This window comes from Phenylobacterium sp. (assembly GCF_025351295.1).
Classification (GTDB): Bacteria; Pseudomonadota; Alphaproteobacteria; order Caulobacterales; family Caulobacteraceae; genus Phenylobacterium.
Genome location: NZ_JANXWD010000003.1, coordinates 1 through 21,465, shown reverse-complemented (window position 1 = coordinate 21,465; position 21,465 = coordinate 1). Strand labels below are relative to the sequence as shown.

Sequence of the window (21,465 nt, the reverse complement as noted above, 5' to 3'; positions counted from 1 at the left end):
AAGTCGGGACGCGATGGGAGTGCGGATGTGTCGGGGAGGTATGCGCCGCCCACAGACCTTGCTCTCCGGAAGCGAGCCCTCCGTCTCGCCCCCAGGCGAACATCGAACGCACCGAACACCAACTGACAAAGACACATAGATGCATGTGAAATACACATTTATGCATAATATTGACAACGCAGATGGCCGGAAGTCTAGTGCCGTCCGGCCGCGCTGGAGGTGTCATGAGGACGGTTGGACGCATCGCAGGCGCCTTGGCGTGCTTCACCGGGGTCGCGCCAGGCGCCTATGCGCAACCGTTCCCCGCGGCCACGAAGGCGATGGCGACGACGGCGGTAGAGCGCTGCCTGGCCCTGCAGGGCGAAGCCGCAGCGGCGAAATACGCCGTGCTGCGCGACGCCCCCACCGGCATCAATTCGGCCCGTGTCATCCCGGCGGGCGGGACGCACGGCGTCGCCGACGACGATCTTCCGGAGATCTGCCGCGTGGAGGGCACGATCGCCCCCACCATCGGCTTTCTCCTGCGCATGCCGACCCGGGCCTGGAACGGCAAGTTCATGATGGGCGGCTGCGGCGGTCCCTGCGGGAACTACCTGGAGGACCGGATCGACCAGGCCCTGGTGCGCAACTACGCCGTGGTCACCACGGACATGGGCCACAAGGGTTCGGGCTGGCTGTTCGCCTACAACAATCCGCAGGGTCAGACGGATTTCGCTTACCGCGCGACCCATCTGACGGCGGTGGTCGCCAAGGAGATCGTCGCCGACTATTACGGCCGCGCCGCCAGCTACAACTACTTCGTCGGCTGCTCGACCGGGGGGCGTCAGGCCCTGATCGAGGCTCAGCGGTTCCCCACCGACTTCAATGGCATCCTGTCCGGGGCGCCGGTCTACGACGAGATCGGGGACACGCCCTATTTCCTCGAATGGAACAACCTGGTGAACACCGGGCGCGACGGCCGCAGCATTCTCACCCGGGAGATGCTGCCGGACCTGCACAAGGCGGTCCTGAGCGCCTGCGACCAGATCGACGGCCTTAAGGACGGGCTGATTCAGAACCCGCTGACGTGCGCCTTCGATCCGAAGACGATCGTCTGCAAGCCGGGGGCCGCGACCGGCTTCTGCCTGACGCGCGAACAGGCCGACGTCGTCCAGAAATTCCACGACGGCGCGCGCAATTCCAAGGGCGAGAAGCTGTATTTCGGAATGCCCTGGGGCTCGGAAGAGCAATGGGCCCTGTTCATCGGCGCCGACGGCCGTCAGCACTGGCCGAACGGAACCTCGATCACCGGCTTCATGGGGTTCGAACGATCGCCCGGCGGGTCCTACCGTCTTACCGATTTCGACTATGACCGCGATCCGGCGCGCCTTGACATGCCGGGGGTGATCCAGAACCCGGTCAATCCGGACCTCTCCCGGTTCCGCTGGGCAGGCGGCAAGCTGATCCTGTTCCACGGCTGGAACGACAACAACATCCCGGCCCAGGCGTCGATCGAGTACTATCAGGCCGCCCAGCGGGCCAACGGCGGCGAGGCCGCGACCCGCCAGTTCTTCCGCTTCTTCATGCCCCCGGCGATCAACCATTGCCGCGGCGGCGAAGGCGGCGGCGAGATCGACTGGATCACCGCGCTCGAGGGCTGGGTCGAGAAGGGCCAGGCGCCCGACCAGGTCATCGCCTACCGGCCCGTGAAGCCCTATCCGACCACGCCGCGGGGTCTTGAGGACTACGGGCTGACCTATTCGAAGTTCGGCCGCCACCCCCTGGCGCGCGACTATTACGACACCGCGCGGCCGGTCTACGCCTACCCGGTGGTGGCGAAGTACCTGGGCAAGGGCGATCCTGCGGACGCGCGGTCCTGGGGTCCGGCCGGCCAATGACCTCCCAAGCTCCCGCATCGGGAACCGGCGCGATCGACATCGTCGTCAACCTGTTCACGCCGCACGAGGTCGCCAACCATCAGACCGGCTTCGACGCCAGCTTCACCACCCAGGTGCGGATGGCGGAGCATATGAAGACCGGCGTCTCGATCGACGACTATCTGAAGAAGATGGACCGCGCCGGCATCGAGCGGTCGCTACTGATCGCGGTGCGCGCCGGCGACCGCGACATGCGCGGTTCGTTCGAGATCCCCTACGAACAGGTCGCCCAATGGTGCCGCAAGCATCCGGACCGCTTCTCCGGCCTGGCCGGCGTCGATCCCTTCCGCGGCGTTGCGGGCCTGAAGGAACTGGACCACGCGGTGAGGGACCTGGGCTTCGTCGGGGCCCACCTCTATCCGCACTGGTTCAAGCTGGCCCCGGATGCGGCGCTCTACTACCCCTACTACGCCCGCTGCGTGGAACTGGGCGTGCCCATCATGATGCAGGTGGGCCAGAACCTGATCTACCAGAAGACCGTGCGCCTCCCCAGCGTGGCGCGGCCGATCCTGCTGGACCAGATCGCCATCGACTTCCCCGATCTGAAGCTGATCGGCATCCACGTCGGCGTGCCGTGGACCGACGAGATGATCGCCATGGCCTGGAAGCACGAGAACGTCTTCATCGGCATCGACGCCTACGCGCCCAAGCACTTGCCGGCGACCCTGGTGCGCTACATGGACTCCTACGGCGCCCACAAGGTGCTGTTCGGCACCGACTGGCCGGTCATCGACCCCGAGCGGGCGGTCCGCGAAATGCGCGACCACGGGCTGCGGCCCGCGTCCTACGACCTGGTCATGCGCGGCAACGCCGTGAAGGTGTTCGGCCTGTGAGCCCAGCGCCGCTCCCGGCCACGTTCCGCCATCTGACTCTCTCCAGTGGTCTGCGGGCGGCGGCCGCGCGAGCGCCCGGGAAGACGGCGCTGATCATGGGCGCCGAACGGCGGGCCTATTCGACGGTCGTGGCCAATGTGAACCGCATCGCCAACCTGGCGCGCGCGATCGGGCTGGGGCCCGGCGACAACGCCGCGATCGTCGCGCCCAACTGCATGGAATATCTGGAGATCGCCGCCGGGGTTTCGGACGTCGGCGCCGCGCTCGCGACCCCCAATCCCCGGCTGACCGCCCCGGAACTCGCCGACATCCTGAACGACGCCAAGGCCCGGGTGCTGTTCGTCCACCCGGACTGCGAGGACAGCATCGCCCGGGATCGTCTTGAGACCGTCGAGCGCATCGTCTGGCTGGGCGCGGAGTACGAGGCGCTGAAGGCCCAGGCGTCGGACCGGTTCGAGCCGCCGCCCGTCGAGGAGTGGGCCACGTTCTCGATCCCCTACACCTCGGGCACCACCGGCCGGCCCAAGGGCGTGATGCTCTCCCACCGGTCCCGGACCCTGGGCTTCCTGGCCTATGCCGCGGAATACGGCATCTACTCGCCGGAGGATCACTTCCTGGCCATCTCGCCGATGTGCCACGGCGCCGGGTTCGCCTATGCCTTCGCCGCGATCTTCCTGGGCGGTACGGCGCAGATCATGAGCCGCTTCGACCCCGAGGCCGTCCTGCGCGCGATCCACGGCGGCGAGGTCACCGGCCTGTTCACCGTGCCCACCCACTATCACGGCATCTTCGGCCTGGAACCGAAGCTGATCGAGCGCCTGCGCGGCAACCGCCTGCGCGGCATCGTGGCCAACGCGGCGCCGCTGTCGCAGTCCGCCAAGGCGCGGATCGTCGAGTACTTCGGCGACGGCCTGCTGCACGAGACCTACGGCTCGACCGAGGCCGGCGTGGTGACCAACCTGCGGCCGCCGGATCAGCTGCGGAAGGTCAAGTGCGTCGGACTGCCGTTCGTGGGCAACAGCGTGCGGCTGCTGGACGACGATGGCCGCGAGGTCGATCCCGGCGAGGTCGGCGAACTGTTCTCGAGCTCGCCCTACCTGTTCAACGGCTACTGGGGAAAAGCGGAGCAGACCCAGGAGACCCTGCGCGACGGCTTCGTCAGCGTGGGCGACATGGCGGTGCGCGACGAGGAGGGCTTCATCTACATCGTCGACCGCAAGAAGGACATGGTGATCACCGGCGGCATGAACGTCTATCCCCGCGAGATCGAGACGGTCCTGGACGGTCATCCGGCGGTCCGCGAATCGGCGGTGATCGGGGCCGAGGACCCCCGCTGGGGCGAGCAGCTCGTGGCCTATCTGATCTTCGCGGACGGGCAGACCGCCTCGGCCGAGGATCTACTGGCTTTCTGCCGCGACCGGCTGGCGCCCTACAAGCTGCCGAAGACCTTCACCTCCATCGCCGCCCTGCCGCGCAACGCCAACGGCAAGGTGCTGAAGACCGCCCTGCGCGACCTGCACGCGGAAAAGGCCCCCACGACATGACCTACAGCTCCCTGCGCTACGAGACGGCCGGCGGCATCGGCGTGGTCACCTTCGACACCCCCGAACGGCTGAACGCGATCACCGAGCAACGCCTGGACGAGTTGGAGTCGGTGCTGACGGACGCAGAGGGCGACGCGGCCCTTCGCGCCCTGATCCTGACCGGGGCGGGCGACCGCGCCTTCTGCGTGGGCCTGGACCTCGACCTGCTGGACCGCGCCTTCGCCGACCTCGACTTCTTCAACGCCACGGTCGCCCGGGTCGCCGGCATCATCGCCCGCCTCGAGGCGCTGCCGGTCCCGACCCTGGCGGCGATCAACGGCGTCACCCGCGCCGGCGGGTTCGAGTTCGCCCTGGGCTGCGACTTCGTCATCGTCGCCGACGAGGCCGACTTCGGCGACGCGCACACCGACTCCGGCGTGCTGCCCGCCGCGGTGACCACGCGCCTGAAACGCAAGGTCGGCGACCAGAAGGCCAAGGCGCTGATCTGGAGCGCCCGCTTCCTGCGCGGACAGGAAGCCGTGGACTATGGCCTGGCCATCCGGTCCGTGCCCCGCGCCCAGCTGCTCGAGGAGTCGCACGCCTTCCTGCGCACCCTCATCGACAAGCCGCGCGCCGTTCTGGCGGCCAGCAAGTCCGTGCTGCAGCAGGCGGCCGACCTCACCCTGGCCGACGCGGTCGCGCTCGAACTGAGCACCTTTGCCCGGTACATGCGATCCGAGCCCTATGGTCGGGAGGGCTACACCGCCTTCCGTGAAAAGCGGCCGCCCAGCTGGAAGGTCGTGACATGAGCCACGCCGCGCAGGAAGCCGCCTGCCCGGGCGTCCTGACCGCCTCCGTCGCCGACGGATGGCCGCGTCCGAGCACCGCCTGGTACACCGTGGGCGTCCTGCTGCTGGCTTACACCTTCGGCTATGTCGACCGTTCGATCCTGACCATCCTGGTCGAGCCGATCCAGGCCGACCTACACATCAACGACACCCAGCTGGGCCTGCTGCACGGCTTCGCCTTCGTGATCTTCTACGTCACCCTGGGCGTCCCGCTGGGCTATCTGGCGGACCGGTCGAACCGCAAGTGGCTGATCGCCGGCAGTATCGCGCTGTGGAGCCTGATGACCGCGGTCTGCGGCGTGACCCGCACCTTCGGCCAGCTGTTCGTCGCGCGCATCGGCGTGGGGATCGGGGAAGCTGGCCTCTCCCCCGCCGGCTATTCCCTGATCGCCGACTGTTTCCCGCCCCAGCGGCGCAGCCTGGCCATGGGCGTCTACACCATCGGCATCTACCTTGGATCCGGTCTCGCGATCCTGGGCGGGGGCGCGGTGGTGGGCCTGATCGGCGCGCGGCCGTCGGTGGTCGTGCCGGTGCTGGGCGAGGTGCGATCCTGGCAGCTGGTGTTCTTCCTGGTCGGGTTGCCCGGACTGCTGGTCGCCGCGCTGGCGACGACGATGCGCGAGCCGCTGCGCCGGCTGAAGGCCGCCGAGGCGACCTCCGCCGTCTTGGCCGAGAAGACCTCCGCGGGCTTCGCCGAGAATTGGGCCAGCGCCTGGACGCACATCGGGCGTCACCGCGTGGCCTATGGTCTGATCACGGCGGGTTTCTCGTTCCTGGGCGTGCCGTTCAACGTGGCCCTGCTGTGGGCGCGGCCCTACCTGTCGCGGCATTTCGGCGTGAGCCCCTCCGAAGGCGCCTATATCGTCGGGGTGACGATGCTGGTCTTCGCCACGGCCGGGATCGTTTCGGGCAGTCTGTTCTGTGACCGGATACAGGCCGGGGGGCGCATCGACGCGACCATCCGGACCGGACGGCTCGCCGCCCTGCTGGTGCTGGTCCCGGTGATCGCCTTCCCGCTGATGCCGACCCTGCCGCTGGCGGTGGCCGCCCTGGCGGTCGTGCTGTTCTTCGGCGCCTTCGCCTATGGCGCGGCGCCGGCGTCGCTGCAGCTGATCACCCCCAACCGGATGCGGGCGACGGTCTCGGCGCTCTACCTGGTGCTGGTGAACCTGGTCGGCCTCACCGCCGGACCGCTGATCACCGGGGCCCTGACCGACTATGTGTTCCACGACAAGGCCGCGGTCGGCGTCTCGGCCGCCATTGTCGGCGCGGGCAGCGCGGTCATCGCGGCCCTGGCCTTCGCCCTGCTGCTCCGGCCCTTCCGCACCGCCGCGGAGGCCGAAGCCCAGGCCGCGGCGAACGCCTGATCCCCAGGACCTCCCATGCAGATCACCGCCGCCATACTCGACCGGATCGGCGATCCGGGCCCCTACGCCGAAACCCGACCGCTCCGCCTGGCCCAGGTCGACCTGGGCGAGCCGCAGCACGGCGAACTGCTGGTCCGGATCGACGCGGCCGGCATCTGCCATTCGGATCTGTCCGTGGTGAACGGCGACCGGCCGCGGCCGATGCCGATGGCGCTGGGCCACGAGGCCGCGGCGACGGTGATGCGGGCCGGCGATCCGAAGAGCCGCTTCGAGGCCGGCGACCGCGTGGTCCTGGCCTTCCTGCCGGCTTGCGGCCACTGCGCGTCGTGCGGTTCGGGGCACGGCTTCCTTTGCGCTCCGGCCGCCCAGGCCAACGGCGCGGGCCGCATGCTGCGCGGCGGCCACCGGCTGCGCGAGGGCAGCGGCGAGGTCTTCCACCATCTGGGCGTGTCGGCCTTCGCCACCCATGCCGTCATCGACGAGCGCTCGGCCGTGAAGGTCCCTGGGGACATCGCCCCCGAGATCGCGGCGCTGTTCGGCTGCGCGGTCCTGACCGGCGTCGGCGCCGTGCTCAACACCGCCATGGTCCGGCCCGGCGAGAGCGTCGCGATCTATGGCTTGGGCGGGGTTGGCCTGTCTTCGCTGCTGGGGGCGATGGTGGCTGGCGCGGAGCCCATCGTCGCCATCGACCCGTTTCCCTGGAAGCGTCAGCTCGCCCTTGAGCTCGGCGCCACGGTGGCGGTCGACCCGTCCGAAGCGGCGGCCGCCATCGCCGCGGTCCCCGGCGGCGGCGTCGATGTAGCCATCGAGACGGCCGGCAAGGCCGAGGTGCTGGTCCAGGCCTACCGGGCCACCAAGCGCGGCGGCCGCACCGTGACCGTCGGCCTCCCCAATCCGGCCGAGATGCTGAGCATTCCCGCCGTGTCCCTGGTCGGCGACGGCAAAACGCTGGCGGGCAGCTACATGGGCTCCTCGATCCCGTCGCGCGACGTGCCGCGCTATATCGCGCTGTGGCGGGCCGGCCGCTTGCCGGTCGACCGGCTGCTGACCTCGGTGAGCCCGCTGTCGGAGATCAACCGGCTGATGGACGAGCTGGCCAGTGGCGGGGCCATCCGCCAGATCGTGACGCCCTGACCCGCGCCGGCCGCCGACAGCTCAGGCCGAGCGCTTCGGACGCTCCTGACTTGCAAAACCATGGGCCTGCAGGATCGGCGTGACCGCGACGACGATCTGGGCCTCGTTGCGCCGGATCCGCTCGGTCGGGCCGGAGATGGCCAGCACCATGTTGCGCCGCCCGTCGCGCGTCGGCAGCACCCAGGAAATCGCGCCCACGCCCTCGATGTACATGTCGTAGCCTGCGAACCAGCCGCGGCGGCGGATGCCCTCCACCAGCTCCAGGGTCGCCCCCGGGTCCAGGGCGGCCTCCTTGCCCTTCGAGGCCTTGTTCTGGCGGGCCGCCAGCCGCAGGATTTCGTCGTTTGGCCGCATGGTCAGCGCGGCCAGGCCGATGCTGGAGCGGAAGAGGGGCGCCAGGGTGCCAGCGGACAGGTTCACCGTGATGTGCTGCGGCCCCTGTTCGATGTGGACGAACTGCATGTGCAGGTCGTTTTGGCAGCTGATCGAGACCGACTCGCCGGTCGCGCGGATCAACTCCCCGACCATGGCGATCAGGCTGCCGTCGCCGCTGTGGACCGCACTCTCCACCCACTGGCTCATCAGCGGCAGGCGCATGGTCGGGAAATAGGTGCGGTCGATCCGGTCGAACGACAGATAACCCAGCGCCACCATGCTCTTCAGCAGGGCCAGCGCGCTGGAGGCGGGATAGTCCAGGCTGCGGCCGACCCGGATCGAGGTGAGCGGCTCGCGCAGCTTTTCGAACAGCTCCAGCACCTGAAAGACCCGAGCGACGGACTTGATCGTGGCGTTGGCTTCCTCGGACATGAACCCTCTTGCGGTCTTCGACGAACGGCCGCGGGTAGAATTTGGCGAAGCGGACATCGTCGCAACGGTGCGGACCTTCGTGTGCTATCCCCGTTCGAGACGTTCAAAGCCCGCATCAAAGCAAGTTTCAACAGGCCGGCGCGCGAAAACTGTTAGCGGCGCCAGAGACACACTTTCCATCATTCTGGCGCATCGTCATGAAATCCCGGCGCGACGGATTTGCGCCCCAATGTCGCCGATTTCGACCGATGAATCATAAACTATTGATATATTAAAACAAATGTAGATTTACGGCACGCCAGTGCGGTCAGATTTCGGCTGGCCGACTACCCATGATGCACATACATGCATCATAAAGTCATATTCTCGCATATTGACTGCCGAACCCCGGTCCCTGAACCTGCGGCTACGCAAGACGGGATAAGGGGAATTCCAGTGCTGAAGAAGATTTCGCGTCGACACACCAGGGCTCTACTCTGCACGGCGACCATGCTCTCGGGTATTGGCTGGGCCAGTGGCGCCGCGGCGGCGGCGGCGGACGCCGCCAACTCCGGCACGTTGGAAGAAGTCGTGGTCACGGCCCGCAAGCAGGAAGAGAAGCTGCAGGACGTTCCGCTTACGGTTTCAGCGCTCACCGCCAAGTCTATCGAAAAGCTCGAGATCAAGTCGATCTTCGATCTCGCGACCGTGACGCCGGGCGTCTACTTCGGCACCTCGGGCGGCCGCAACGGCGGCAACAAGCTGCAGATCCGCAACTTCTCCACCGGCACCGCCGGCCCCTCCAAGGCGTCGGTGTTCATCGACGGCCAGTACAGCCCCGGTGACTACGCCAGTATTCCACTGGCCAACCTGGAGCGGATCGAAGTCCTCAAGGGACCTCAGAGCGCCTACTTCGGACGCGCCACCTTCGTCGGCGCGGTGAACTTCATCACCCGCGATCCGGGCAACGAGCTCACCGGCAAGATCGATCTGGTCCAGGCCACCGAGGGCGAGCACGACTATACCGGCTTCATCTCTGCGCCGATCATCAAGGACGTGCTGTTTGAGCAGATCACGTTCCGGGAATATTCCTTTACCGGTCCGAACAAGTGGCACACGACCGATGGCTATCACCTGGGAGATCAGTCGACGAAGTCGATTTCCTCAAAGACGGTGTGGACGCCGACCAGCGACATCAAGATCAAGGTCTACTACGCGCACGTCGAAGACAGCGATCACATTCCGCCGGTCCTCTATGCCGATCCCAATTCGCGGGTCTCAATGCCCCGCGCCCTGGTCTCCGGCCAGCCGCAGACCTTCGGTTACTATTTCAACGGCCCGGTCCACTATAACTTCTCGGCGCCGAGCTGGGGCCTTCCGACGACGGCGCTCACCAATCCGGGGATCCGCCACGAGCAGGACCGGTTCTCGGTGGCCTATGAGTGGCATGTCCTGAACCACACGGTCAGCGGCTATGTCGGCAAGACCCATGAGGCCTTCCACGAGCAACTGGACGGCAATTTCTACCTATCGGGGACCAGCCCGGTGGTCGTTCCGAATGGGTTGGGCGTTCCGACCAGCAACAACTTCGCATCGAGCTTCTTCAACTACGCCCTGGGGGAGAAGGACACCCAGGCGGAGTTCCGTGTGACCTCGCCCCAGGATCAGCGGATCCGCTACACGCTGGGGTACAACTATTCCAAGGTCGACGGACACGCCTTCCTGTCCACGCTGGGCGGGGTCCCGATCTTCTTCTCGAGCGGCTATGGCGGATCGTTCCTGAATCCGGCCACGGACAATTCGGTCTTCGGCGGGATCTATTTCGATGTGAACGACCACATCACGATCAGTGGTGAAGCGCGCTATCAACACGAGAAGATCGAGACCAGAAGCTATTCGACGGCGCTCGCGACGTTGGGCACCCGCCTCACCAGGTTCAATGCCACCTACAATTCGTTCCTGCCGCGCTTCAACATCCAGTATAAAGTCAATCCAAACCTTCAGTTCTACGCGCTCTATTCTGTCGGCAACAATCCTGGGGGCTTCCAGCCGATCACGCCGGCGCAGGCCGCCGCGAACAACATTCCGTATTCATACGACGAGGAGAAGCTGAAGGATTATGAGGCGGGCGTGAAGTCGACCTGGCTCGACGGGCGGCTGACGGTCAACGCCGCCGTCTTCCACATGGACTTCAAGAACGAGCAGCTTGCCCAGACGACGCCGGTGGCGGGCACGCCGACCGGGTTCGCGTCGATCTTCCTGCCGGGCGTCCATTCCAAGGTCGATGGCTTCGAGGCGGAGGCCAATGCCGCGGTGACCGACGACCTCCAGCTGCGCGCCACGGTGGGTTACGGCAAGGCGAAGTATATTGCCTTCTGCTCGGCGCCCTACGCGGCCCTGACCGGGGTCCAGACCGGGCTGAACTGCCGCTCGGTGCATGGCAAGCAGCAGGAAGGCACGCCGGCGCTGCAGACCTCGTTCTCCGGCGACTACACCCACCACGTGACCTCGGACCTGACGCTCTACGTTCGCGGCGACTGGGAGTATCAAAGCAAGGTCTACAACGAGGAATGGGACCAGTCCTGGGTGCCCGCCCACAGCACGATCAATGCCCGGGTCGGTGTGCAGTACGAGAACTGGACGCTTGAGGGTTTCGTCCGCAACGCCACCAACAACGACGACACGACGCGCTCGACGCGGGTCACCGACGGGCGGCTGGCGGCCTCGGCGGCTTCCTATCCGACCCTGGGCGGCTTTTCGCAGAACATCGCCGGTCAGCAGACGGTGGCGGGAACGGCCAAGAAGCCTCGCCAATACGGGGTTCGGTTGGCGCTGCAGTTCTGACAGTCGATGCGCTATCGAAGGTCCGTCGGGCGCTCCCTTGCGGGGGCGCCCGTCAGCCTTGAGGAGAGCCTGCGCCCCGTGCTGCAGCCCAGATATCCCGCCGCACGGCCCGTTGAACGGGGCTATCTGCGCCTGCCCCATGGGGACCTCCACTATCGCGCCGCCGGCCAGGGCCCGCTGGTGCTGGCGCTGCATGAATCGCCTCGATCATCCCTGTCCTTGCTGCCGGTGATCGACGCGCTGGCCGGCCGCTACCGGGTCGTTGCGCCGGACACGCCGGGCTACGGACTGTCGGACCCGCTGCTCGGCGACGCTCCCGCGATGGACGCGTTCCTGGACGCCATCGCCGCGACCCTGGACGCCCTGGGCGCCCGGACGGCCGCGTTCTACGGCGCCCACACCGGCGCGGCCCTGGCCACGGCGTTCGCGCGGCGCGAGCCTGGCCGGGTCAGCGCCCTGGTCCTCGACGGGCTTTCGGCCTTTACCGACGATGAGGTGGAGGACTTCCGCACCCGCTACCTCGCGCCCTACCTCCCCGACTGGGACGGTCGGCACGTCATGGGGCTCTGGTCCCGGGTCAAGGACCACTCCACTTGGTTTCCCTGGTACGAGCGCACGCCGGCCCGGCGGCTGCGCCGCGCGCCATCGGACCTGGAGCCGCTGCAGCGCAGCGCCCTGGGCTTCGTTCAGTCCGGCCCGCACTACGCCAAGGCCTATATCCGCGCCGCCGCCTTCCAGCCCAACGCCGTGCTGCGCGACCTGAAGCCGCCCGTGACGGTGATGGCCCGCCCGACGGATCTCATCGCCGACCATCTCGACCGGCTGGAACCAGGCCCGGGCTGGGACATCGTCTGGCTGGACGAGTCGGCGGCGGCCTGGTCCGGAGCGATCCGCCACGGCGTTGCCAAGGGGCGCGCGCCCGACGCCGCGGCGCCCGGACCTCCGCCGGGGGCCCAGACGCGACCCGGGGCGCGGTTCGTTCCGGTCGGCGAGGGGTGGCTGCACATGCGGATGACGGGACGCGCCACGGGTCCTGTCCGGGTCGTCCTGCCGGGCCTGCCCGGTGACGTGGAGGCCCTGGCCGCCGCCCAGGCCGCGGCGCACCCCGAAGACCTGGTGGTGGTCATCAGCCCGCCCGGATGCGGCGCGTCGGACCCGCTCGCTGACGCTGGGACAGGGCTGGACGGCGTCGTGGCTGTCCTTGAGGCGGCGCTGGCGCATCTGGCGCTCGAACCGTCGAGCCTGGCGGGCGAGGGCGCCAGCGCCGTCGTTGCCAGGGTGTGGGCGCACGCGCGCGGTGGGCCGCCGGTCGAATACCTGGAGCCCCTGGCCTGGATGGCGCCGGGGGCAATCTTGCCGACGGCGCCCCTGCTGCGCGCCGAAGCGCCGCGCTGGGACGGCGCGCACCTGACCTCGGCCTGGTTTCAGCTGCGCGACCTGCAACTCTATGACGTGCCGCCCGGCGCCGGCGCCCCCGTGCGTGTACGCGGGTCGGACAGCCCGGACGTGGCCCGCCTGGACCGCCTGTTCCGAGCCTATGTCCAGGGCCCCGACTGCGCGGACCTGCTGGGGCGGGTGATCGACCACCTGCGGGTCCGTCCCGGCGACGGCGTGCCGGAGGGCTAGGACCATGACCGGACGGACCCTCTACGAGAAGCTGTGGGCCGCCCACGAGGTGGAAGCCTACGACGAGGGCGTCAGCCTGCTCTACATCGACCGCTCCCTGATCCATGAGGTGTCCAGTCCGCAGGCCTTCGAGGGCCTGCGCGCCGCCGGCCGCCGCGTCCGCCGTCCGGAGACGCACCTCGCGGTCGCCGACCATGCGGTGCCGACCCGCGACCGGGACCGCCCGATCGCCGATCCGCTGGCGCGCGAGCAGGTGGCGCTGCTGGCCGTCAACGCCGAGGCCTTCGGCATAGCCCACCTGCCGCTGACCGATCCCCGCCAGGGCATCGTCCACGTCATCGGCCCAGAGCTGGGCTTCACCCTGCCGGGCATGACCCTGGTCTGCGGCGACAGCCATACCTCCACGCACGGGGCGTTCGGCGCGCTGGCCTTTGGGATCGGCGCCAGCGAGTGCGAGTGCGTCCTGGCTGCGCAGAGCCTGCGTCAGGCCCGCGCCCGGACCTTGCGGGTCAACGTCTGCGGCCGTCTGGGCCTGGGCGTGACGGCCAAGGACCTGACCCTCAGCGTGGTCGCCGCGCTCGGCGTCACGGGCGGCGTCGGCTACGCCATCGAATATGCCGGCGAGGCCGTGCGGTCCCTCTCCATGGAAGGCCGCATGACGCTTTGCAACATGAGCATCGAAGCGGGCGCGAGGGTCGGCCTGATCGCGCCGGACGAGACCACCTTCGCCTACATCGCCGGCCGGCCCATGGCGCCGGCGGGCGAGGCCTGGGGCGCGGCCCTGGCTCACTGGCGGACCCTGACCAGCGATCAGGACGCGGTGTTCGACCGCATGGTCGAGATCGACGCCGCCGCCATCGCCCCGCGCGTCACCTGGGGGACCAGTCCCGACCAGTCGGCGCCTGTGACCGGCACGGCTCCGGACCCTGCGACCGCCGCCAGCGAGGCCGAAGCGCGCAAGATCGCCCGCGCGCTGGACTATATGGGGCTGCGGCCGGGTCAGCCGCTGATCGGGCTGGCGATCGACAACGCCTTCATCGGGTCGTGCACCAACGGGCGGATCGAGGACCTCAGGGCCGCGGCCGAGGTGGCGCGCCGCGGGCGCGTCGCCGCCGGTGTCACCGCCATCGTGGTGCCTGGCTCCGGCGCGGTGAAGCGGCAGGCGGAGGCCGAGGGGCTGGACCGGATCTTCTTCGACGCCGGCTTCGAATGGCGCGAGCCGGGCTGCTCGCTATGCGTCGCCATGAACAACGACCGGCTCGAGCCCGGCAAGCGCTGCGCCTCCACATCCAACCGCAACTTCGAGGGGCGCCAGGGCATCGGGGCGCGGACGCATCTGATGAGTCCGGCCATGGCGGCGGCGGCGGCCCTGGCCGGCCGGATCGTGGATGTCCGTGGAACGGCGGCCTGACCATGGAGCGGTTCGAAACCCTCACGGGCCTCGCCGCGCCGATGCCGGCCGCCAACGTGGACACGGACAGCATCTTCCCGGCCCGCTTCCTGCTGATCACCGGGAAGCGGGGCCTGGGCCGCTACGTTTTCTACGAGTGGCGCGCGGGGCCAGGCGGCGCCCCCGACCCGGACTTCGTGCTGAACCAGCCGCGTTACCGGACGGCCGAGATCCTCGTGGCGGGGGACAATTTCGGCTGCGGCTCCAGTCGCGAACAGGCCTGCTGGGCGCTCCGCGACGCGGGCTTCCGGGTGGTGGTGTCGACCAGCTTCGGCGAGATCTTCCACGCCAACTGTTTCAAGAACGGAATCCTGCCGGTGATCGTCAGCCCGGCGGATCTGGCGCGGCTGCTGGCCGACGCCGAGGCCGGTGCGCCGCTCACCGTGGACCTGGCCGCGGGCCAGGTGCTGCGGCAGGCCGGACCGGTCATCGCCTTCGAGACCGCGCCGTGGCGTCGCGAGGCCCTGCTCAACGGCTGGGGCGAGATCGACATCATCCTGAACCGCAGCGGCCCGGCGCTCGACGCCTACGAGGCCAGCCGCCGCGCCGCCACGCCCTGGCTGTATTGAGGAGACCGACATGGCCAACCCCATCGTCCGGGAGAAGCTGGATCGCGGAGAGTTCTTCGTCGCACCCGGCCTGCAGGACATGATCTCCACGGTGGTCGCCAACCAGGTGGGCTTCGACGTGGTCTATGGCACCGGCTACTGGCTGACGGCCTCCAGCCTGGGGCTGCCGGACGCCGGTATCGCCACCTACACCCAGATGCTCGACCGCATGTCGACGCTTGTGAAGACCAGCAACGCCGCGGTGATCGCCGACGCCGACACCGGCTACGGTGGCCTGCTCAACGTCCACCATACCGTGCGGGGTTATGAAGCCGCCGGCGTCACCGTCATCCAGCTGGAGGACCAGGAATTTCCCAAGAAGTGCGGCCACACGCCCTTCAAGCGGCTGATCCCGCTGGAGGACATGGTCGAGAAGATCAAGGTCGCCGTCGCCGCCCGGCAGGACAGCCGCCACTTCCTGATCGCCGCGCGCACGGACGCGCGGCAGAGCGAGGGGCTGGACGGCGCGCTGCGGCGCTCGGAGGCCTACGCCAGGGCCGGCGCCGACATCCTGTTCCCCGAGGCGCTCACCTCGGAAACGGAAATGCGCCAGGCCTGTGCGGCGTTCGACACGCCGCTGATGGCCAACATGGCCGATGGCGGGCTGACCCCTGTCCTGCCGGCCAAGGTGCTGGAGGAGATCGGCTATGCCTTCGCCATCTACCCGTCGATGACCAGCCTGGTGGCCGCCGCGGCCATGCGCGACGGCCTGCGGGCGCTGAAGACCACCGGCAGCTACGCCGACCTGCCGATCTTCGACTTCAAGGAATTCTGCGGCCTGATCGGCTTCGAAGAGGTCTGGGACTTCGAACGGCGGTGGGCGAAATAGAGCCCGCCCCGAGGCCGATGCCGCCGCCCAAAGCGGCCGAGGCGGGACATGTCGTCAGCGCCTGCGCCCACAATCTGCGCCGCCCCGGGCCGGCCCGCCAAAATACGCGGCGTCGCGCCGCAAAAGCGTGATCGCCTCGCGCGGAGGGCGGGACTTGCGGCCCGACTTGGGTTCACTGGGTCGCTGGCGAAGTCGATCTGGCGCGGAAGGTCATGGCGATGGCTGGGGTCCTGAGGTTTCTCCGTGAGCTGTTGCAGGTTGTCGGGCCCCGGCGTTTTCCCGGCCAGGCGATCGCCGCGCTGGCGGCGCATCGGCATCGCAGGGCCGGCAAGTCGAATTGAGGTCGTGGACGTCGGCCCCGCGGCCACGCCGGCGGATGCGGCCCGCTACTACGTGGGCTTCGACCGGCTGATGGCGCACTGGCGCGGGGTGCTTCCCGCGGACCGCTTCCTGGAGGTCGCCTACGAGGATGTGGTCGCCGACCAGGCGGCGCAGACCGCCCGCCTGCTGAGCTTCTGCGGCCTGGCCTGGGAAGACCGCTGCCTGGCCTTCCACGAGAACACGGCCCCGGTGGCGACCGCCAGCTCGGTCCAGGTGCGCCAGCTGCTCTACAGCACTTCCTTGGGTCGCTGGCGGCGCTATGGCGCGGGCCTCGCGCCGATGCGCCAGGTGCTGGAAGCGGCGGGCCTGGTCGCCGCGGAGGACGTATAGCGTCGACCTGGCGCCGAGCGGCAGCTCCAAGGCGGAGCCGGCGCACCGCGGGGCCGGGCGCGGTCAGGCGGCGAGCGCCAGCGCGTCGCGGGCCTGGGCGACGATCTCGAGGGAACGGATGCGTTGGCCCTGGTCGAAGATCTGGGCGGTGACGATGATCTCGTCGGGCCGGTGGCGGGCGACGAAGTCCGCGAGGCCCGCGCGCACCGTCTCCGGCCCGCCGACCACCGCCTTTGACAGCGGTGAGCCCGGCCCGGTGATGGCCGCCAGTTGGCCATCGGAATCTTCGCGGGGCGGCGGCAGCGGACCGGGCCGTCCGGCGTGGAGGTTGATGAAGGCCTGCTGCAGCGAGCTGAACAGCAGCCGGGCCTCGGCGTCGGTCTCGCCCGCCACGACATTCAGGCCCAGCATCAGGTGTGGCCGGGCGCGATAGTCCGACGGGGTGAACTGCTCGCGATAGATCGCGGCCGCCTGGTCCAGCATCTGCGGCGCGAAGTGCGAGGCGAAGGCGAACGGCAGTCCCAGGGCCGCGGCGAGCTGCGCGCCATACAGGCTGGACCCTAGGATCCACACCGGCACGTTCGAACCCGCCCCTGGGACGGCGCGGACGGACTGGCCGGGCTGGGCGTCCCTGAGGAAGGCCATCAGCTCCAGGACGTCGTGCGGAAACTGGTCGACGCCGCCCGCCAGGTTGCGGCGGAGCGCGCGCGCCGTGACCTGGTCCGTGCCGGGCGCGCGGCCGACGCCCAGGTCGATGCGGCCGGGGTAGAGCGCCTCCAGCGTCCCGAACTGTTCGGCGATGATCAGCGGGGCGTGGTTGGGCAGCATGACGCCGCCTGAGCCCAGACGGATGGTCGAGGTGCCGTCGCCGACGAAGGCCAAGGCGACCGCGGTGGCGGCGCTGGCGATGCCGGTCATGTTGTGGTGCTCGGCCAGCCAGTAGCGCCCGTAGCCCAGCCGTTCGGCGGCGCGGGCAAGGTCACGGCTGGCGCGCAGCGACTGGCCCGGGCTGCCGCCCTGGACGATGGGGGAGAGGTCGAGCACGGAGAGCGGGATCATCGGGCCTATGTAGGGGCTCGCGGCCCCGCGCCTAGGCTGCGTCTCACGCGGGGGGCGGATCGAACGTCAGCTTCTGGATTTTCGGGGCCGGTCCGGGCGCGAGGATCAGCTCGCCGGTCAGCTGGCCGCGCTCGCAGGCCAGGACGAACCGGCCCGCCAGGGCATGGCGCGGCGTCACGCTCAGCAGCGCGCCATCCCCCAGCCGCAGCTTCAGCGCCGCGAGTTGCGCGTCGTAGTCGGCGGGCAAGACGTCCAGCAGGAGATTGGGCGCCAGATGGGGTTCGGCTGCGGCGATCCGGCCCAGCCTGTAGGCCGTGGCCACCGCCTGCGAGACCGTCGCCAGGCGCGGGTCCAGCGCGACCGGGCGCGGCGTCCAGAGGCCGGCGTCCAGCAGCGCGTCGGCTGCCGCGATGTTGGCCTGGCTGACCTTCGGATAGGTGCGGTTTGCGAAGGCGAACAGGCCCAGCCCTGCGTCCGGCGCCAGGAGCACGTGCGAGCCGTAGCCGGGCAGGCCGCCGGCGTGATGCAGATAGCGGCCGAGCCGGGCGTCGCTGGAACTGACTAGGCCATAGCCATAGGCGCTGGCCACCGGCACGGCCGCCCCCCCGACCTGCCGGGCCTCGCCGAGACCCGGCATCGCGTGGGCCAACGCCAGTTCGCGGATGCTGGCGCGCCGGGCCGGGCCGGTCTCGGGACCGTCGCGCGGCGGCCAGGCGTCGAGCAGGAAGGCTACGTAGCGCGCGTAGTCGAGGGCGTTGGTAGTCAGGCCGCCCATGGCCCCGAACTCGCCGTCCGGCTCGGCCGGCTCCGGCCACAGCGGCGGCGCCCGCCGATAGCCGGTGGCGCGCGCGGCCTGCGGTATCCGGTCGACGTCGAAGGTGGTCGAGGCCATGCCCAGAGGGCCGAGCAGCATCTCCCCGATCCAGTCCTGATAGGGCCTGCCCGTGACATTTCCGATCACCCGGCCCAGCAGTGCATAGCCGAGGTTGCTGTATTCGAAGGCGGTTTCCGGGGCCTGGGCGAACAGCCCACCTGTGGCGAGCAGCGCGGTGAAATCGGCCGGGGCGAGGCCCAGCAGCCGGTCGCCCCACGGGTCGTCGGTGACCAGGCCGGCCACATGGCTGAGCAGGTCGCGAACGCTCACCGCGCGGCTGTCGCGGGTTGGCAGCGGCAGCGCCGCCAGCTCCGGCACATAGTCGCCCGCCGGCGCCTCGAGACGGACCGCGCCGGCGTCGCGCAGCATCAGCACCGCCAGCGCGGTCACGTTCTTGGTCATGGAGGCGATGCGGAAGCCCGTCTCCGCGGTGACCGGCGTTTCGCGCTCGACATCCGCAAAGCCCACCGTCGTGAGGTGGACCAGTCGGCCATCGTGGACGACGCCGGCGACCAGGCCGGGAATCCGCTGGTCCTGGGCGAACTGTTCGTAGACCGGCTGGACGATCGAGAAGGCGGACGGCTCCGGGGATGTCATCGTGGCTCCGTGAGGGCGCGGGCGTCGGCTCTAGCATGGCCGGGGCGCACGATCCCGAGACGCCATCCCGATTTCAAGACCCCAGCGGCTTGCCGCGCGGGCGCGGACCATGGAAGAAGCGGCGTCAACGGCAATGCCTCGCTTCGCGGGGCGCCAGCAGGGAAGGAACAGCAGGATGTTTTCGCACATCATGATCGGAACCAACGACCTGGACCGGGCCAAGTCGTTCTACGACGTCTTGCTCGGCACGCTTGGCGTCTCGCCGGCGATGGTCGACGGGCACCGGATTTTCTACCGCACCCCGACCGGCGTCTTCTCGGTGTCGAAGCCGATCAACGGCGAGCCGGCCAGCGCGCCGAACGGCGGCACCATCGGCTTCGCCGCCAGCTCCTCCGAGCAGGCCGACGCGTGGCACGCGGCCGGCGTCGCCAACGGCGGAACCAGCTGCGAGGATCCTCCGGGCGTGCGCGAAGGCGGGATGGGCAAGATGTACCTCGCCTATCTGCGCGATCCCGACGGCAACAAGCTCTGCGCCCTGCACCGCATGGGCTGACGCAAGCGGCTGGCGGTCAGGCTTCGGCCTGGCCGTCAGCGTGCGCCTATCGCGCCGGCGCCGCCGAGCCTTCGAAGCTGTCGGCCAGGGCGCGCGCCCAGTTGTCGCGGTAGAACCCTTCCTGGCAGCTGCCGTCCAGCAGCACGCCGGGCTTGAGGAAGGTGTGCAGCTCCGAGAATTGCCGCACCTCGGTGAGGCTCACCCGCCGGACCATGTGCTCGGGCGTCAGCTGGTCCGGATGTTCGAGGCCGGCCGCGGCCAGCATGTCGGCCAGGGCCTTCAGGGTCAGGCGGTGGAAGTTGGCCACCCGCTCGGCCTTATCGGGGACCACCAGGGCCCGCTGCCGGCCCCGGTCCTGGGTGGCCACGCCGGTCGGGCAGCGGTTGGTGTTGCAGCTCAGCGACTGCACGCAACCTAGGGCGAACATGAAGCCCCGCGCCGCATTGGCCCAGTCGGCGCCGATGGCCAGCACGCTGGTCAGGTCGAAAGCGCTGACGATCCGGCCGGCCGCCCCCAGCTTGAGGGTGTCGCGCAGCCCCGCGCCGACCAGGGTATTGTGCACGAACAGCAGGCCCTCGCGCATGGGCGCGCCGATGTGGTCGCTGAACTCGGTGGGCGCGGCGCCGGTGCCGCCTTCGCCGCCGTCGACGACGATGAAGTCCGGCCGCACGCCAGTCTCCAGCATCGCCTTGACGATGCCCATGAACTCCCACGGGTGGCCCAGGCACAGCTTGAACCCCACCGGCTTGCCGCCGGAGAGCTCCCGCAACTGGGTGATGAACGCCATCATCTCGAGCGGCGTGGAGAAGGCGGTGTGGCGCGCCGGCGAGACGCAGTCGCGGCCCATGGGCACGCCGCGGGTCTGGGAGATCTCCGCCGAGACCTTGGGGGCCGGCAGGACGCCGCCGTGGCCCGGCTTGGCGCCCTGGCTGAGCTTGATCTCGATCATCCTGACCTGATCAGTCTGGGCCTGGACGGCGAACTTGTCCGGGTCGAAGTGGCCCTCCTCGTTGCGGCAGCCGAAGTAGCCGCTGCCCAGTTCCCAGACGATGTCGCCGCCGCCTTCGCGATGGTAGGGGCTGATGCTGCCCTCGCCGGTGTCGTGATAGAAGCCGCCCTTGGCCGCGCCGCGGTTCAGCGCCCGGATGGCGTTGGCGCTGAGCGCCCCGAAGCTCATGGCCGAGATGTTGAACACCGAGGCGGAGTAGGGTCGGGCGCACTGCGGTCCGCCGATGGCGATCCGGAAGCTGGCCGGGTCGGCCGCCGGGACCGGCCGGGTCGAATGGCCGATGAACTCATAGCCGTTGCGATAGACGTCCAGCAGGGTGCCGAACGGCCGCTCGCCGGCCTCGCCCTTGGCGCGCATGTAGACCAGCGACCGCTGGCTGCGGGAGAAGGGCGCCGCGTCCTCGTCGGCCTCGAACAGATACTGGCGCAGCTCCGGGCGGATCGTCTCGGCCAGCCAGCGAACGTGGCCGATCACCGGATAGTTGCGCTGGATGGAATGGGTCGGCTGGACCAGGTCCAGCACCCCCAGCAGGCTCAGGGCCCCGCCCACGCCCGCCAGCCACCAGGCCCAGGGCCCGTGGGTCCAGAACGCCAGGCCGATCGTGGTGACGATCAGGCAAACGCCGAAGGCGGTCAGGCGGCTGGGACGCAGGCGCATGGGCGTGGTCTCCGCAGGCGCGGAGCGCCCCTGGGCGCCAATGATGGCGCGGGGCGTTCGACTCGTCCATGAACCTGAGACCAGGCGGAGCGCTGCGACATGACCGACCGATCCGAAGGCGCGATGGACTTCGCCTATCTTGAGGACTTCGCGGCCGGCGACATGGGCGTGATCGCCGAGGTCCTGGCCATGTTCCGCGAGCAGGCCGACGGCTGGCTTGCGACGCTGGACGACCCCGGCG

The 21,465-nt window shown here is 69.3% G+C and carries 17 protein-coding genes and 1 pseudogene; 14 read left to right on the top strand and 4 right to left on the bottom strand.

Annotation, left to right across the window (positions count from 1 at the left end):
- Positions 1-224 precede the first annotated feature (224 nt).
- The 6 genes from Q0R13_RS00220 to Q0R13_RS00195 are packed head-to-tail and all read left to right on the top strand — an operon-like array spanning position 225 to position 7,621.
- Complete coding sequence (locus tag Q0R13_RS00220) at positions 225-1,877, top strand: tannase/feruloyl esterase family alpha/beta hydrolase (protein WP_293897668.1); 1,653 nt, start codon at positions 225-227, stop codon at positions 1,875-1,877.
- Positions 1,874-2,749 (top strand): amidohydrolase family protein, encoded by an 876-nt coding sequence (locus Q0R13_RS00215; protein WP_293897665.1) that lies wholly within the window; start codon positions 1,874-1,876, stop codon positions 2,747-2,749. The genes Q0R13_RS00220 and Q0R13_RS00215 overlap by 4 nt, the downstream gene beginning before the upstream one ends.
- The gene (locus Q0R13_RS00210; RefSeq protein ID WP_293897662.1) at positions 2,746-4,293 is read left to right on the top strand and encodes an AMP-binding protein; all 1,548 of its coding nucleotides are present in this window, start codon (positions 2,746-2,748) and stop codon (positions 4,291-4,293) included. The genes Q0R13_RS00215 and Q0R13_RS00210 overlap by 4 nt, the downstream gene beginning before the upstream one ends.
- Complete coding sequence (locus tag Q0R13_RS00205) at positions 4,290-5,081, top strand: enoyl-CoA hydratase/isomerase family protein (protein WP_293897659.1); 792 nt, start codon at positions 4,290-4,292, stop codon at positions 5,079-5,081. The genes Q0R13_RS00210 and Q0R13_RS00205 overlap by 4 nt, the downstream gene beginning before the upstream one ends.
- The gene (locus Q0R13_RS00200) at positions 5,078-6,487 is read left to right on the top strand and encodes an MFS transporter (RefSeq protein WP_293897656.1); all 1,410 of its coding nucleotides are present in this window, start codon (positions 5,078-5,080) and stop codon (positions 6,485-6,487) included. The genes Q0R13_RS00205 and Q0R13_RS00200 overlap by 4 nt, the downstream gene beginning before the upstream one ends.
- A gap of 15 nt (positions 6,488-6,502) precedes the next feature.
- Complete coding sequence (locus Q0R13_RS00195; RefSeq protein WP_293897653.1) at positions 6,503-7,621, top strand: zinc-binding dehydrogenase; 1,119 nt, start codon at positions 6,503-6,505, stop codon at positions 7,619-7,621.
- A 21-nt stretch (positions 7,622-7,642) separates the two neighbouring features.
- Here the strand turns inward: Q0R13_RS00195 and Q0R13_RS00190 are convergent, their stop codons facing one another.
- Positions 7,643-8,428 carry a helix-turn-helix domain-containing protein gene (locus tag Q0R13_RS00190; RefSeq protein WP_293897650.1) on the bottom strand — a complete coding sequence of 262 codons (786 nt, stop codon included), beginning with the start codon at positions 8,426-8,428 and terminating at the stop codon, positions 7,643-7,645.
- A 345-nt stretch (positions 8,429-8,773) separates the two neighbouring features.
- Between Q0R13_RS00190 and Q0R13_RS00185 the strand changes: the two genes are divergently transcribed.
- From Q0R13_RS00185 to Q0R13_RS00160, 6 genes are all read left to right on the top strand, one after another.
- Complete coding sequence (locus Q0R13_RS00185; protein WP_293897647.1) at positions 8,774-11,251, top strand: TonB-dependent receptor; 2,478 nt, start codon at positions 8,774-8,776, stop codon at positions 11,249-11,251.
- A 78-nt stretch (positions 11,252-11,329) separates the two neighbouring features.
- A complete protein-coding gene (locus Q0R13_RS00180) occupies positions 11,330-12,877 on the top strand; it encodes an alpha/beta fold hydrolase (RefSeq protein WP_293897644.1) in 1,548 nt (515 codons plus the stop codon).
- Positions 12,878-12,881: 4 nt separating this feature from the next.
- A complete protein-coding gene (gene leuC, locus Q0R13_RS00175; RefSeq protein ID WP_293897641.1) occupies positions 12,882-14,288 on the top strand; it encodes a 3-isopropylmalate dehydratase large subunit in 1,407 nt (468 codons plus the stop codon).
- Positions 14,289-14,290: 2 nt separating this feature from the next.
- Entirely contained in the window at positions 14,291-14,896 is a 606-nt protein-coding gene (gene leuD, locus Q0R13_RS00170) for a 3-isopropylmalate dehydratase small subunit (RefSeq protein WP_293897638.1), read from the top strand.
- A gap of 10 nt (positions 14,897-14,906) precedes the next feature.
- Positions 14,907-15,764: an isocitrate lyase/PEP mutase family protein gene (locus Q0R13_RS00165; RefSeq protein ID WP_293897635.1), complete on the top strand. Its 858-nt coding sequence runs from the start codon at positions 14,907-14,909 to the stop codon at positions 15,762-15,764.
- Positions 15,765-16,109: 345 nt separating this feature from the next.
- The gene (locus Q0R13_RS00160) at positions 16,110-16,475 is read left to right on the top strand and encodes a sulfotransferase (protein WP_293897632.1); all 366 of its coding nucleotides are present in this window, start codon (positions 16,110-16,112) and stop codon (positions 16,473-16,475) included.
- 63 nt (positions 16,476-16,538) lie between these two features.
- Here the strand turns inward: Q0R13_RS00160 and Q0R13_RS00155 are convergent, their stop codons facing one another.
- Both Q0R13_RS00155 and Q0R13_RS00150 read right to left on the bottom strand, forming a co-directional pair.
- Positions 16,539-17,534: an LLM class flavin-dependent oxidoreductase gene (locus tag Q0R13_RS00155; RefSeq protein WP_293897630.1), complete on the bottom strand. Its 996-nt coding sequence runs from the start codon at positions 17,532-17,534 to the stop codon at positions 16,539-16,541.
- A 43-nt stretch (positions 17,535-17,577) separates the two neighbouring features.
- The gene (locus Q0R13_RS00150; protein ID WP_293897628.1) at positions 17,578-19,005 is read right to left on the bottom strand and encodes a serine hydrolase; all 1,428 of its coding nucleotides are present in this window, start codon (positions 19,003-19,005) and stop codon (positions 17,578-17,580) included.
- A gap of 175 nt (positions 19,006-19,180) precedes the next feature.
- Between Q0R13_RS00150 and Q0R13_RS00145 the strand changes: the two genes are divergently transcribed.
- Positions 19,181-19,558 carry a VOC family protein gene (locus tag Q0R13_RS00145; protein WP_293897625.1) on the top strand — a complete coding sequence of 126 codons (378 nt, stop codon included), beginning with the start codon at positions 19,181-19,183 and terminating at the stop codon, positions 19,556-19,558.
- 46 nt (positions 19,559-19,604) lie between these two features.
- Here Q0R13_RS00145 and Q0R13_RS00140 read toward each other — a convergent pair whose 3' ends face one another.
- On the bottom strand, positions 19,605-21,224 hold the full coding sequence (locus Q0R13_RS00140) for an FMN-binding glutamate synthase family protein (RefSeq protein ID WP_293897622.1): 1,620 nt from the start codon (positions 21,222-21,224) through the stop codon (positions 19,605-19,607).
- A 99-nt stretch (positions 21,225-21,323) separates the two neighbouring features.
- On the opposite strand from Q0R13_RS00140, the pseudogene Q0R13_RS00135 reads away from it, so the two are divergent.
- Positions 21,324-21,465 (top strand): annotated as a pseudogene (locus Q0R13_RS00135) (hypothetical protein); the annotation flags it as partial.

Bases quoted from the DNA above. Each gene is read 5' to 3' on its own strand.
- Q0R13_RS00220 (WP_293897668.1), top strand. From the start codon at position 225: ATGAGGACGGTTGGACGCATCGCAGGCGCCTTGGCGTGCTTCACCGGG.
- Q0R13_RS00215 (WP_293897665.1), top strand. From the start codon at position 1,874: ATGACCTCCCAAGCTCCCGCATCGGGAACCGGCGCGATCGACATCGTC.
- Q0R13_RS00205 (WP_293897659.1), top strand. From the start codon at position 4,290: ATGACCTACAGCTCCCTGCGCTACGAGACGGCCGGCGGCATCGGCGTG.
- Q0R13_RS00200 (WP_293897656.1), top strand. From the start codon at position 5,078: ATGAGCCACGCCGCGCAGGAAGCCGCCTGCCCGGGCGTCCTGACCGCC.
- Q0R13_RS00195 (WP_293897653.1), top strand. From the start codon at position 6,503: ATGCAGATCACCGCCGCCATACTCGACCGGATCGGCGATCCGGGCCCC.
- Q0R13_RS00190 (WP_293897650.1), bottom strand. From the start codon at position 8,428: ATGTCCGAGGAAGCCAACGCCACGATCAAGTCCGTCGCTCGGGTCTTT.
- Q0R13_RS00185 (WP_293897647.1), top strand. From the start codon at position 8,774: ATGCATCATAAAGTCATATTCTCGCATATTGACTGCCGAACCCCGGTC.
- leuC (WP_293897641.1), top strand. From the start codon at position 12,882: ATGACCGGACGGACCCTCTACGAGAAGCTGTGGGCCGCCCACGAGGTG.
- leuD (WP_293897638.1), top strand. From the start codon at position 14,291: ATGGAGCGGTTCGAAACCCTCACGGGCCTCGCCGCGCCGATGCCGGCC.
- Q0R13_RS00165 (WP_293897635.1), top strand. From the start codon at position 14,907: ATGGCCAACCCCATCGTCCGGGAGAAGCTGGATCGCGGAGAGTTCTTC.
- Q0R13_RS00155 (WP_293897630.1), bottom strand. From the start codon at position 17,534: ATGATCCCGCTCTCCGTGCTCGACCTCTCCCCCATCGTCCAGGGCGGC.
- Q0R13_RS00150 (WP_293897628.1), bottom strand. From the start codon at position 19,005: ATGACATCCCCGGAGCCGTCCGCCTTCTCGATCGTCCAGCCGGTCTAC.
- Q0R13_RS00145 (WP_293897625.1), top strand. From the start codon at position 19,181: ATGTTTTCGCACATCATGATCGGAACCAACGACCTGGACCGGGCCAAG.
- Q0R13_RS00140 (WP_293897622.1), bottom strand. From the start codon at position 21,224: ATGCGCCTGCGTCCCAGCCGCCTGACCGCCTTCGGCGTTTGCCTGATC.